The organism is Bradyrhizobium ferriligni (assembly GCF_056837965.1).
This window is the reverse complement of the sequence record NZ_JBXEJO010000001.1, coordinates 81,185-94,456: the sequence shown is the minus strand read 5'-3', so window position 1 is coordinate 94,456 and position 13,272 is coordinate 81,185. Positions and strand designations below refer to the sequence as shown.

9 protein-coding genes are annotated in these 13,272 nt (G+C 61.6%); 4 read left to right on the top strand and 5 right to left on the bottom strand.

Going from position 1 to position 13,272, the window contains the following annotated elements; genetic code table 11:
- The first annotated feature begins 61 nt into the window (after positions 1 to 61).
- From AC1VNY_RS00465 to AC1VNY_RS00455, 3 genes are all read left to right on the top strand, one after another.
- A complete protein-coding gene (locus AC1VNY_RS00465; RefSeq protein WP_482403683.1) occupies positions 62 to 1,060 on the top strand; it encodes a polysaccharide deacetylase family protein in 999 nt (332 codons plus the stop codon).
- Positions 1,061 to 1,109: 49 nt separating this feature from the next.
- The gene (locus tag AC1VNY_RS00460) at positions 1,110 to 2,321 is read left to right on the top strand and encodes an amidohydrolase family protein (RefSeq protein ID WP_482403682.1); all 1,212 of its coding nucleotides are present in this window, start codon (positions 1,110 to 1,112) and stop codon (positions 2,319 to 2,321) included.
- Positions 2,322 to 2,489: 168 nt separating this feature from the next.
- The gene (locus AC1VNY_RS00455; protein ID WP_482403681.1) at positions 2,490 to 3,224 is read left to right on the top strand and encodes a TetR/AcrR family transcriptional regulator; all 735 of its coding nucleotides are present in this window, start codon (positions 2,490 to 2,492) and stop codon (positions 3,222 to 3,224) included.
- 55 nt (positions 3,225 to 3,279) lie between these two features.
- On the opposite strand, the gene AC1VNY_RS00450 is transcribed toward AC1VNY_RS00455, so the two are convergent.
- Positions 3,280 to 4,872, bottom strand: a complete 1,593-nt coding sequence (locus AC1VNY_RS00450) for a gamma-glutamyltransferase family protein (protein ID WP_482403680.1) — start codon at positions 4,870 to 4,872, stop codon at positions 3,280 to 3,282.
- Positions 4,873 to 5,113: 241 nt separating this feature from the next.
- On the opposite strand from AC1VNY_RS00450, the gene AC1VNY_RS00445 reads away from it, so the two are divergent.
- The gene (locus AC1VNY_RS00445; protein ID WP_482403679.1) at positions 5,114 to 6,679 is read left to right on the top strand and encodes a winged helix-turn-helix domain-containing tetratricopeptide repeat protein; all 1,566 of its coding nucleotides are present in this window, start codon (positions 5,114 to 5,116) and stop codon (positions 6,677 to 6,679) included.
- Positions 6,680 to 7,364: 685 nt separating this feature from the next.
- Here AC1VNY_RS00445 and AC1VNY_RS00440 read toward each other — a convergent pair.
- The 4 genes from AC1VNY_RS00440 to wecB are packed head-to-tail and all read right to left on the bottom strand — an operon-like array spanning position 7,365 to position 12,778.
- The gene (locus AC1VNY_RS00440; protein ID WP_482403678.1) at positions 7,365 to 8,345 is read right to left on the bottom strand and encodes a WecB/TagA/CpsF family glycosyltransferase; all 981 of its coding nucleotides are present in this window, start codon (positions 8,343 to 8,345) and stop codon (positions 7,365 to 7,367) included.
- 4 nt (positions 8,346 to 8,349) lie between these two features.
- The gene (locus AC1VNY_RS00435) at positions 8,350 to 9,336 is read right to left on the bottom strand and encodes a glycosyltransferase (RefSeq protein WP_482403677.1); all 987 of its coding nucleotides are present in this window, start codon (positions 9,334 to 9,336) and stop codon (positions 8,350 to 8,352) included.
- Positions 9,337 to 9,340: 4 nt separating this feature from the next.
- Positions 9,341 to 11,548 (bottom strand): GumC family protein, encoded by a 2,208-nt coding sequence (locus tag AC1VNY_RS00430; protein ID WP_482403676.1) that lies wholly within the window; start codon positions 11,546 to 11,548, stop codon positions 9,341 to 9,343.
- 12 nt (positions 11,549 to 11,560) lie between these two features.
- On the bottom strand, positions 11,561 to 12,778 hold the full coding sequence (gene wecB / locus AC1VNY_RS00425; RefSeq protein WP_482403675.1) for a non-hydrolyzing UDP-N-acetylglucosamine 2-epimerase: 1,218 nt from the start codon (positions 12,776 to 12,778) through the stop codon (positions 11,561 to 11,563).
- Between the last annotated feature and the right edge of the window lie 494 nt (positions 12,779 to 13,272).

Below are 13,272 nucleotides of genomic sequence, written 5' to 3'. Positions count from 1 at the left end.
AAACTTTCTTCAAAAATATTCCGATGTCAAGCGAGCGATCAGCCGCGCGGAGAAAATTCCGATGGACCCAAGGAATGTCGAGGCCCGCGACGTGTTGATCTCGATCGCGGAAGATGGCGACCGCCTGTCGCGCGGGGAAGCGGTACTGCGCTCGGATTCTGTCGGACCGGCCCTCGCCGCTCACGGACGCTATCGCTACAGCGCGATCGGGCAACGCCCGGATTTCAATTGGCCGCAAGGGCGGCGGCTTGCCGTCTATGTCGGTCTCAACCTCGAGCATTTCGCATTCGGCGACGGGCTCGGTGCCGAGCTCTGCCCCGGCGGTCCGCATCCGGACGTCCTCAACTACGCCTGGCGCGACTATGGCAACCGTGTCGGCGTGTGGCGCCTGATCGAGCTGTTCGACGAGCTGGAGCTGCCGCTGTCGGTGCTCGCAAACAGCGGCATCTATCACTACTGCCCTGAAGTCATGGAGGCATTTCGCGCCCGCGGCGACGAAATTGTCGGTCACGGCCGCACCAATTCCGAGCGCCAGGGCGTGCTCGCGCCCGACCAGGAGCGTCAATTGATCGCGGAAGCGACCGATGTCATCGCGCGCGCCGAAGGGCGGCCGCCGCGCGGCTGGCTAGGGCCCTGGATTTCGCAATCACAGGTCACACCCGATCTGCTGGCCGAAGCAGGCTACGAGTACCTGCTCGACTGGTGCATGGACGATCAGCCGGTGTGGTTCTCGACGCGGAACGGCGGCCGCATCCTTTCAGTACCCTATCCGCAGGAATTGAACGATATCCCCTCGATCGTCGGTCGCAAAGACTCCGGCGAGCAGTTCGCCACCATGATCACCGACACGTTCGAGGAGATGTTGGCACAATCGAAAAGGCAGTCGCTCGTCATGGGGATTGCGCTGCACCCCTATCTGGTCGGCCAGCCGCACCGCCTGCGTCCGCTGCGCCGCGCCCTGCAGACAATCCTGGCGCGTCGTGACGAGATCTGGATCACCACCGCTGGAGGCATCGCCGCGTTCTCGCGCGCGCTACCCGACGGCATCGTCCCAACATGACAAATCGTGACCCGATCGCCTCGCCGTTGCAACAAACCGGAGACGACCAGTGAGCACTGCCGACACGCTGTTTCGAAACGCCCGACTGGTCGATGGGCGCACCGTCGATATCGCCGTGCGCGATGGCCGCATCACCTCGATCGCGTCGCACTCGCAATCGCCGGTCGCGGGCGGCGAAACGCTTGATTTGGCCGGACGCCTGGTGTTGCCGGGGCTGGTCGATGGTCATATCCATCTCGACAAGGGCTTCGTCGGCGACGATTGGAAGTCCCACCGCCCCTGCACCGCCGGTTTCAGCGTGCGCGAGCGCGTCAAATTCGAAAAGGAGGCGCTTGCCGGCGCCAGGCCGATTGCGGTGCGGGCGGCGGCGCTGATCGACCTCTGCGTCGCGCACGGCACGACCCAGATGCGCAGCCACGTCGATATCGACCTTCAGGTCGGGTTGCGCAATCTCGAACAGGTCATGGCGGCGCGCGACGCGCACCGCGACAAGGTGTCGGTCCAGATCGTCGCCTTTCCGCAAAGCGGCATCGTGACGTCGCCGGGCGTGGCCGGACTGCTCGACGAGGCGGTTCGCGCCGGCGCGGACCTGGTCGGCGGCCTCGATCCGGCGGGTTACGATGCCGACATCGACGGGCATCTCGACGTCATCTTCGGCATTGCCGACCGGCGCGGGGTCGGCATCGACATTCACCTGCATGACGGCGGCTTGCTCGGTATCTTCGAGATCGAGAACATTGCACGCCGGACGAAGGCCCTCGGGCTCGGCGGCAAGGTCACGATCAGCCATGCCTATGCGCTCGGCGAGGTGCCGCGTGACGTCGTTCAGCGCACCGCGCAGCTGCTCGCCGAGGCCCGGGTCGCGATTTTGACCAACGCGCCCGGAGCGCATGCGTTTCCGCCGGTGCTGCTGCTGCGCGATGCCGGCGTCAATGTGTTCGCCGGCAATGACAACATCCGCGATTCCTGGTGGCCCTATGGCGACGGCGACCTCCTGGAGCGCGCCCTGATCGTCGGCTACCGCTCCGGCTTCAACACCGATGCCGACCTGGCGGCCGCCTTCAACATGGTAACCACCAACGCCGCGCAGGCCCTCGGCCTCCCGGACTATGGGGTGGCCAAGGGTGCGGCGGCGGACTTCGTCGTGCTCGACGCGCAGCACGTGCAAGAGGCCGTGGTGGCCCGGCCCAGGCCGCGCGACGTCTACAAGAATGGCCGCCTTGTCGCGCATGGCGGCACGATCGTGACGGCGGCGCGTTGATGTGGATGTGGAGACCGGAACATCGGGAAGGTTACCCCTTGACGAGCCGCCGCAATAGCGATCTCAATCCCGCGAGCCTGCGCGGCAGGGCCCCGCATCCCGTTGAACATGATGGGCGGGGATATATTGTCCGCGCCGGGCTCGTACAACCTGAGAAAAGCTTGTCCCGTGACTGAAACGACAGCATCGACCACCCCGGCCCGCAGCGCCACGCGCGGCAGACGGGCACGCGATTCCGCGTTGACGAAGGAAGCGATCCTGCACGCGGCAACGTTCGAGTTCTGCCGCAACGGCATTGGCGGGGCTCGAGTTGAAGCCATCGCGAAGCGCGCCAAAGCCAACATGCGGTTGCTGTACGCCTATTTCGGCGACAAGAACGGCCTTTATCTCGCCGTGCTCGAACACGTCTACACAGAGATCCGCGCGGCCGAACAGCAACTCAAGCTCGACGACCTCGATCCGGTCGCGGCCATGCGCGAGCTGATCAACTTCACGTTCAGCTTTTTCGGGGCGCACCAGAATTACATAGCCCTGATCAACAATGAGAACCTGCAGCGCGGGCGCAACCTGCGCAAATCGCGCAAGATCGCCGACCTCACGCTGCCCTTGGTCGCGAGCATCGAAAACATCCTTCGCCGGGGCCTAGCGGTCGGGCTGTTCCGCAGCGACGTCGATCCGGTTCAGCTCTACGTCACCATCACGGCCATGAGCTATTTTCATGTCTCCAACCGCTACACGCTGTCGGCGATGTTCGACAAGGATCTGGGAGAGCCGGACTGGCTGGAGAAACGTCGCCACCACGCGCTGGACGTGATCATGACCTGGTTGACGGCGATGGCGGCCGCAAGCGAGGGAAAACGGAAACCGTCCGCAGCCAGAACACCGGCCGGCGCCGCACGCTAGCTCACGCGCGGCAGATTTCGAACAGCCCTGCTGGTGCGAGCTAAGGGTGCTCGCTTCACCGGGCAGCGACGACGCCGTCGCTGCGGGGATCGCTGGCGCCCTCGAGCAGTCCGTCCGGGTGCCAGACGATTGCGCCGGCGTGGCCCATGAATTCCTCGAACGCACCGACCACCTGGATGTCGTGACCGAGCGCCCGCAGCGCGTCGACGACGGCAGGATCGAAACGCGATTCGACCTTGAGATTGTTGTTCTCCTCGCCCCATGTGCGACCGAGCAGCCAGCGCGGCGCGGTCACTGTCGACTGAAGGTCCTGACCGTGCAACGCGTAGCGTGTGAAGATCGCCGCCTGGGTTTGCGGCTGCCCTTCGCCGCCCATCGTGCCGTAGGACAACAGCCGGCCATCGCTGAGTTCAGCCATTGCGGGCTGAATGGTGTGGAACGGCAGCCGCCCAGGTTCCAGGCAGTTGATGTCGGTCTCGGCGAGACCGAAGCTCGTCCCACGGTTCTGCCAGGTGACCCCGCTTTGGGGCAGGATGACGCCCGAGCCAAACTCCCAATAGATGCTCTGAATGAAGCTGACGCTAAGACCGTTCCGGTCGGTCGCAGCGAGCCAGACCGTATCGCCCTGGGCCGGCGGGTCAGGCCAGCGCGCTGCATGATCGACGGCGACGGTCTTTTCGAGCGCCGCAATGGACTCGTCGGTGAGAAACCCAGCAGCCGACCGCGCCATGTAGTCGGGATCGGTCACGTAGCGATTGCGGATGCGGAACGACGCCTTCGTGCTCTCGACCAGCCGGTGCAGATGATCGACCCCGTCCGCGTCCCTCGCCATGCGCCGGGCATAGAGCGCGAGAATCAACAGCGAGGCCAGGCCCTGCGTCGGCGGCGGCATGTTGAACACCTTGTGCCCCGCCACATCGACCGACAGCGGCGTCACCAGTGATGCTTGATGCTGCTCCAGATCGGATAGGCGGAGCGGGCTGCCGAGCCGTTCGAGATCAGCCGCCATCGACCGCGCCAGGTCGCCGCGATAGAAATCGGAAAGGCCGGCTTGCGCCAGCTGCCGCAACGTGTCTGCCACGCGCGGCTGCCGCAACCGCGTGCCGACCGCAAGCGGAGCGCCCTGCGGCAGATAGACTTCGGCAAAGCCAGGCACATCCTGCAGTTCAGCGCGCTTCTTCGTGGTGTTGTCGTGCAAGGTCTGGGTCACGGCGACGCCATCGGCGGCATAGCCGATCGCAGGTTCGAGCAGCCGCGACAACGGCATGCGCCCCCCGTGGCGATCGCGGCTGAGCTCATGGGCCTTCTGCCAGCCATCGACGGTCCCGGCAGCGGTGAGTGCCGCGAGCGGTCCGCGGCTTGGGATGGTGCTGCAGCCATGCTCGCGATACCAGGCGCGGCTGGCGGCCTTCGCCGACCGTCCGCACGCCTGGATTCCGACCGGCGAAGAGCCCGCCCGGCCGACCAGCCAGAAGCTGTCGCCACCAAGGCCGTTCATATGCGGATAGACCACCGCGATCGTGGCGGCGGACGCAATCATCGCCTCGACCGCATTGCCCCCCTCGGAAAGGACGGCGAGCCCGGCCTGCGCCGCAAGGTGATGCGGCGCGGTCACCATTCCGCTATAGCTTCGCTTGGTCTGCAGCATGAACGCGTTCTCCGAAAACTGCGATTTGTAATAATATTCTTACTTACATTGTCAAGCGGCCGTCGCCTGGCTGCGGCGGCGCGAACGCTCTGCTGGCGGGGTGCCGCGCGAGGTGGATCGAGGCGAAAGCGGAAATCGGCCGCGCAAAACTGCGTGTCAGCGGCAGCGGGGCGGGTCGCCGGATTCCCGGAGGTCCTGAATCTGTTCCGAAAAAGATGCAAAAAATGTAGTCTCCCGAACCATGGCGACGATCCACGAATTCGGCCCCTACCGCCTCGACGCGGAAGCCGTGATGTTGTTTCGAGAGTCCGAACCGGTCGCGCTCGGGCGGCGCGCGGTGACGCTGCTTCGGCTGCTTGTCGAGCAGGCCGGAACGCCGGTTTCCAAGGACGCATTGATGCAGGCGGCGTGGCCGGGGCTTGCGATCGAGGAGAGCAACCTGACGGTGCAGATCGCCGCCCTGCGGCGGGTATTTGCCGACGTCGAGGGCGGTGCGACCTGGATCGAGACCCTGCCGCGCCGCGGCTACCGCTATGTCGGGCCACTGGTCGCCGCCGAATTCGGCGCCGGCCTGCCCACCTCGCCGGCAATAACGGTGCCCGATGGGCCGTCGCTTGCAGTGCTGCCGTTCTCGAATCTCAGCGGCGATCCCGCGCAGGAATATTTTTCCGACGGAATCACGGGAGACATCATCGCCGAACTGTCGCGCTTCCGCTCGCTGTTCGTTGTCGCCCGCCACTCCAGCTTCGCCTACAAGGGCAAGACGCCCGAGATCAAGCAGGTCGGTCGCGAACTCGGCGTCAGGTACGTGGCCGAAGGAAGCGTGCGCAAGATCGGCAGCCGGATGCGGGTGATCGTCCAGCTTCTCGATGGCGCGAGCGGTTACAATCTCTGGACCGAGCGCTACGACCGCGAACTCGAAGACATCTTCGCCCTGCAGGACGAGATCGTCCGCGCAATCGTCGCAGCCCTTCCGGGTCGGCTCGAGGACGCCGGCCGCGAGATCGCGAGACGCAAGCCGACCCCGAACATTACAGCGTATGACCTGGTTCTGCTGGGCAACGAGCGATGGCGTCAATTGACCGTGAAGGGCATGGCGGAAGCCAGGCAGTTTTTCCGGGACGCAGTCGCGCTCGATCCGCAATATGCCCGCGCTCACGTCAACATTGCCTGGACGATCGTCTGCGACGTGTTTCTCGAATCGCCCGGCACGGCGAAGCTCGACGACGCGCTGAGCGAGATCGAGACCGCGCTCGACATCGACGGCGGCGACGCCTGGGCCCATGGCGTCTTCGCGCAATTGCTGTTCCTGCGTCGCGAGGATGCCAAGGCCGAAATCCATTTCAGCCGGGCTCTGGCGCTCAATCCAAACGACGCCGACGTCGCCGCCGTTTTCGCGAACATTCTGGTCTACTGGGGACGGTGGCGAGAGGCACTCGCATGGATCGATGCGGCCAAACGACTAAATCCCTTCCCGCCCAATCTGTACCACTGGTACCACGCGCTCGCGCTCTATTCGGGGCGCCGGTACGATGAAGCAGTCAAGACGCTGATGGAGGCGCGATCCCCCGACCGCTGGTCGCACAGTCTGCTTGCCGCCTGTTATGCGCAGATGGGTCGGCACAGCGAAGCGCGATCCGAAGCCGAAGCGTTCGTCACGGAACGTTGTCGTGAAATGAGCGCGAACGGCGCAACGCCGCCGGCGAACACCCTCGATCTCGTTCGAGCGCGGGCCGAAAGATACAGAAATTCGGTCGATCGCGAGCACTTCCTTGATGGCTTGCGCAAGGCCGGCCTATCGGGCTGAGCCGATCGGAATATGGCGTGGGGCAATTCGAGGCCCGTGGTAGCGTGGAGCGCTACCGCCTTTCCCCACACCCAGAGAATCCACGGCATCTTCTGCAATCTTTCGCCCAATATCGAATCGCAAACGCTTCTGATGCGCGCTGTGCGGAAGCAGTTCTTTATGGAGGTCGAGGACGAAGGGGAGCGTCTCCGCGGAAAAACGCAGCGTCTGATCTTTGAATCTTTTGGATCTGGCCTGGGATCAGCTCAATCTGAAGAGATTGAGAATTGGAAAACTCCAAGAAGGCGTCCGTGGTTTCGAATATTTGACCCACGAGCCCGCGATGCTCTGGTTCGATGATGGAGTAAATGTCGGGTTTGTCGCACCTCCACCATCCTGACCATAGTTCCGCTTTCTTCTCATTGGGATCAAAAATAAGGATGAGCGCCCCGCCGTCCTCATAGATGAGCTCAGCGGGCACGCAGCCGTGTATGATCAGCGTTTGCAGAACGTGGCAAAACTCGTACCCAAATACGTACACATCAGGCTTTAACTTAACGACGATAGGTTGGTCTGCGTTATCGTACCCGAAGGAATCGGTGCTGCTTGGCGGTTTAACCACTTGATGCTTCCCGCGCTTGCGCCATGAAGCGAATCGTTTAGCTGCCCGCTTGGGATCAGTGATCCTGGTTGGTCAGCCGATACGTCAGGCGCTCACCTCGATACCCCGGGGAGCACTAGCCGTCCGCGCCCGACGCTCTGAGATACGTCGCTCTATGCCGCGCCGGCGATCGGGTATCGGAACCTGCGAATCCCGCACGTTGCTCCTTCGCCTGACAAGAATTCTCCGATCAGCCACCCTGCGTTCCGAAACCACTATTCGGTCGTCTCTCCACACGACGCTTGCCGATCCGGCGATCGCTCTTTCCGGACGGGCGGCATAAGCCCTGCGCGCCACCACCTCGCGGAGCGCCAGCCAGATGAACTCGCTGTTGGTGGAAAGATATCGCCGCCATAATTTGCGCGGCTCCATCATCAGGCGCCAGAACCACTCGAGACCGAACGATTGGAATAGCCGAGGAGCACGCCTGATAAAGCCGGCCAAAACGTCGAAGCTGCCGCCGACCCCCAGGATGACGGGAACTTGCAGCCGGTCCCGATAGCGTTCGCTCCATACCTCCTTGAACGGGGACGGCAAGCCGATAAAAAGAATGTGTGCGCCGCTGGCCCGTATCTCATCGACGATCATTTCGTGCTCGTCCGGACCGAAGTAACCGTTCCGGAAACCAGCGATCTTCAGTTGCGGAAAGCGCGCCTCGCAGACGCGCACGAGCTTTTCGACGACTTCCTGATGCGCCCCTAGAAAATAGACACAAAGTCCGTTGGACACGGCAGCCCTTAAGAGCCCTTCCATCAGATCGATGCCGGCCACGCGTTCCGGCATATGTTGACCTGACGCTCGTATTGCCCAAACCACCGGCATACCGTCCGCGACCGTCATATCGGCCGCGGAACATGCGTGCGCCAACTCCACGTCTCGCCGCATCATGCAGAGATGCGACGCATTGATCGTCATGACGATGTGAGAATTGTTCGAGCGGCGACAGATATCGACACAGCGCTGCGCCGCCTGATCGAGCGTAACCGCATCAAATTCGACGCCCAATAGGCTTACGTGTTCCGTCATCTGCTCAACTTTCCTGCGGCGATTGCCGGCTGGCTTGCCACCGAGCCACCTGCTCGGCGTCCAGGCGAGCTGTGGCAGCTCGTTTACCCAGCCTCAGGCACGCGTGCTGATAGGCACGAAGAAAACGTCTGAACTCGGGGTCGTTGTAGCGCGGCAACCCCTTTGCCCAGCTGCTGAAGTATCCCCAAAGCATCGCGACGCTTCCGATGAACATTGGGTGCGCGCGAAGACGGGAAGCCGCCACCGCCAGATAGTAAAACGGCGAGGTGCCCATGAAATACTGACCGAAGCCAGCACGAATTCTGCCTGCCCAGATGCTGTTCTGGCTGGCCCCTTGCGGACGAAGGTGGACGAACCGGATTGGTTCTGAATCGACGCTCTCGGCGATCCAGCCCAGCATTCTGGCGCGGTGGCAATCGATGCCATCCCACATGACTTGTCGCACGAATCCCCCGATCTGCTCGAAGCAGGCAACGCGATAGAATTTCGTCATTCCAACCGACATTTCATCGCCGCAGACCTCGGGCACGAGATCGCCGGTTTGGGGATGAACGAACCAGGGTTTGCCGGAGGTCGTCCCGATACGTGGATTGCCTTCCATTCGCTGCATCAAAAGTTCGAAGTAGCGAGGCGGCAGGTCGAGATCCATATCAAGCTTGCACAAATAGCCGAAGTCGCCGAGCGACACTTGATCGAGACCATCATAAAACGCCTCAATCACGCCGGGCCCTACCCGCCGGTGGCCTCGATCCTGGCGGCGCACGACGCGCAGATAAGGCAACCGCGCCGCATACTCTTCCAGAATCTGTGGCGTGTCGTCGGTGGATCCATCGTCAACGACGATCCACAGCGCTGGCGGCACCGACTGTACAGCCACGCTGTCCAGCGTGCGGCGGAGATAGGGTCCCTCATCGCGGCAGGGCGAAATCAGCACATACCTGCGCGGCGCTGAGCTGCGCGTAGACCCTGAAGCACTGTCAAGCTCGTCCACAGCCCTACTCCCGGTAATATCCTTCGGACCTGACCCCATTTCTTGCCTCGATGGTTCTGAGCTCAAGAGGGTCAATCTGGTTGAGCACGATGGTCGACACTCGCTCACGGATGAGCTGCGTTACCGACAAGGCTTCGAGCACGCTCGTACGCTTGGTCTGACCGCATTCCACAACGAAGACGAACTCATCGATGAAGCGCTCGATCAGCCTAGCGTCGACCACCGACATGATCGGCGCCACCTCCACCACGATGTAGTCATAGGATTTCCGTGCAACAGCGAGCAGGTTTTCCATTTCCTGCGAGCCCAGGAGCTCTGCGGCGTTTGGAATCCTGACCGTGCACGCATTTGGCAGGACATCCAGCCCCGAATGCGGCCGCTTGCAAACAAACTCGTCAAGACGAGAGGGATCTTCCAGCGCTTCGAAAAGGCCGACCTTCGCATCCGGGGAAAGTGCAGTCGTGAGATTCCGGAGATGAAGGTCGGCATCGATCAACAGCGTGCGCGACCCAGAGGACGACAATATGAGCGCGGCAAGATTGGCGGCAACGACAGTCTTTCCCTCTTTCGAAACCGCCGACACGACGCCGATGACCTTGCCCCCGGTCGAGGTGGACGAACGGTCGAGCATCGCCTTCACATTGCGAAGGCCTTCCGCGAAGCGCGAGAAGGGGGCAGCAAGGACATGCTCCTCGATTGGCAATTGACCAGCGTAGACGAAGGGCAGTCCGATGCACCGTGTTTCGGTCACCTGTTCGACGGCCTTGGGCGTACGGAACACGTCCGCCATCCATTCACGTCCGAAGGCAGAGCCTATGCCGAGAAACAGGCCAAGAAAAATGCTGCCTGCCGCCACGATGAGGGTCTTCTTGGAACTCTTTGTCAGCGGCGGAACTGCTCTCGTGATGATCTGCGCACTCTGGGCCGGAAGCGTCTCCGCCTGCGCCGCCTCGATCTCCTTATGCTTTTGCAGGAAGCCACTATAAAGATTGCGTAGCGCCTCGGCGGCGCTCTCGAGTTCTCGCAGCCGGCTTCCGGTTTCCGCGGAAAGCTTTGCGGCCGTGTCTTCGAGTTCGGTCTGTCGTGCCTTGGCGACTTCGTATTCGCTGGCGTAGGAATCGGTAATGCGACCCTCGTCGGACCGAATGGCGGCGTCAACGCTGTTGAGTTGCGCACGAAGCTTGACGACAGCCGCGTGCCTGCGACCGACGCGAGCTTCCATTTCCGCAAGGCGAGACGCAAGGTCGCGCTTTTGCGTGCGGAGACGTGCAAGTTCGCTGTTGTTGAGCGCGAAGTTGATGACTGCCGCCCGCTTGTCGTTGAATAGCGCATCCGTCGACACGGCTGACGGAATCCCGTTTGCCTCTGTCCGCTTGATACGGTCGAGGCGCTCCTTTGCCTCGACTGCCGCGAACTTGGCATTCATCAGCTGGGTATTCAGACTTGCCAGGAGCTCGGTATCCTGCGCGCCAGTGCTGCTGAGGTTGTTAGCCGTCTTGAAGTCCTGCAGCGCCTTGTCCGCGTCGGCTACCTGCTTCTTCAGCTCGATGAGCCGCTCCTGCAGCCATCCGCTCACCTTCTGCGTCGACTTCAATTTTGCGTCCTGCAGGGACGCGAGATAGCTATCCACGATGCCGTTGGCGATCTTCGCGGCCTTCTCCGCACTCTGCGACTCGACTGTCACATTGATAACGTTGGCGACATCCTCTCGCGCAATTGTCACGCGCTTCAACAGAGCTTCGAGAGCAGCTCGTTCAGCGGCAGCTGTGGCTGCCGCCGTGCTGGCGCTCTCGTCTGTGGCGCTCGCAAGCGCAGATCGGCCGGCAAACTCGCTATCACTGGCCAGATTCAGCGAACGAATGACCGGCAGCATTACCCTGTCGGATGAAAGTACGTAAAGCTGACTGCCGACCTCCACTTCGTCCATCGTCGGTTGATCCACGATCTTGTTGGTCTGCAGATAACGATTGAGACTTCGATCGATGAGGATGCGCGCACTGCTCTTGTAGGGTGCCTTCATGACAACAACGGAAGCCCCGGCGACCGCCAGCCCAATCAACAGTCCGATAACGGGCAACCGCCATTCACGGCGCAGAACGTCAACGACGTCCCACAAGCCGAACGTCGGCCGGGCCGCCGCTGGCGGACCGTAGTCTTCCGCAAGCGGCTGGCCGTATTCCTGAATGACCAATTGATTGGTTCTGGTGTCCATGGCTTCGTTTGATCAGTACGCCGGTTGGGAGAGCGGTGGTGTCGGCCGCGAATGCATCTCGGCATTCGGCAAAAGATTGACGCTCGTGATGTGATCAGTTGGACGTTGCGGCCGACGGACATTCAGAAGATCATGCACGATCAGTTTGCTGGCGTGCCCGTCACCGAACGGATTGGCTCCGAGAGACATGGCTTCGTGCTCCGCTGGCACATCGAGCAGGCGTTCGACGCCCGCGACGATGCGAGCCGGGTCGGTGGTGACCAGGCGAGCTACGCCGGCGTCAACGGCCTCCATGCGCTCGCTGGTATCTCGCATGACGAGCACCGGCTTGCGAAGCGCCGGTGCCTCCTCCTGAATTCCACCGGAATCGGTGAGGATGAGATATGAGCGCGTCATGAGGTAGACGAACTCGGGATAGTTCAGGGGTTCGATCAGGAAGATATTCGACGCATCGCGCAGATGATCAAATACCGGCCCGCGCACGTTCGGATTGAGATGAACGGGATACACGATCTGAATGTCGTCCCGCCGACTGATCGTCTTCAATGCCTCGCAAATTTGCCGGAACCCGGATCCAAAGCTCTCGCGCCGGTGTCCGGTCACCAGAACAAGTCGCTTCGACGTATCGAGCCATGAGTATTTCACCTCGAGCGACCGGCGAAGTTCGCCCGGTTGAGCGATATTTGCGGCCATACGAAGCAGCCCGTCGATCACGGTATTGCCGGTGACAATCACGGCGTCCGGCGGATAGCCTTCCTTCAGCAGGGCTGAACGCGCACGCGACGTCGGCGCATAATGCCTCGTCGTAACGACCGCAGTGACCCGCCGATTGGCTTCCTCCGGCCACGGGCTCATGAGATTGCCGGTTCGCAATCCCGCCTCGACGTGCCCGACACTGACCGACCGGAAGAACGCGGCAAGTGCAGCCGCCGTACTGGTTGCGGTGTCGCCCTGCACAAGAACGTAGTCCGGATTGTAGTCGGCGATGATCGGATCGATTCCGGTCATGACCGCACTGAACACTTCGCTCAACGACTGGTTCGGTCGCATGATGTTCAGGTCGTAGTCAGCCTTCAACGAGAACGCCGACATCACATCGTCGAGCATCTGACGATGCTGGCCCGTCACGCAGACGCGCGTTTCAATTCCTTCTGCTTCGCCCAGCGCCAGCACAAGCGGTGCCATTTTGATCGCCTCTGGACGAGTACCAAATACGCTAAGAATACGCATGAAGCCCGACGCCGCCTGTGTTCAAAAATTTTCCGTGTTGAATATTCTTGCCGTGTCGAAATGATGCGGCACGCTACCGGATTTTCCCGACGCGTTCATCGCCAACGTGGGCTCGGCGCATGTTAAATGAAATTTATAGCTAATTCTCGCGATTGCCGCAGAGCGCGTTGCGCATCATCGAAGCCGGTTGTTGTCAAGCGGTTCCAGATTTAACTTTTTCGAGTTAACGCGCACTCAATCGTTGTCCGCTGACCTTCTTCGCAACTGTCAGCGAGTTCCAGATTTAACTTCTCCAGGTTAACGCGCATTTGTCGATGCATCCTCGTGCTTGCCTTCGCAACGGCTCGGCGAGAATGCCCATGCGTGCAATGAACTCCAATGACAGGCTCGCATTATCCAATTTCGGGAAAACTTGGACAAAACAAGATTAAATAGCGTATGGACTTGCGTTGATTGGCGCCGTTCGTGACGACGATCAGCACGCAACTCGCTCC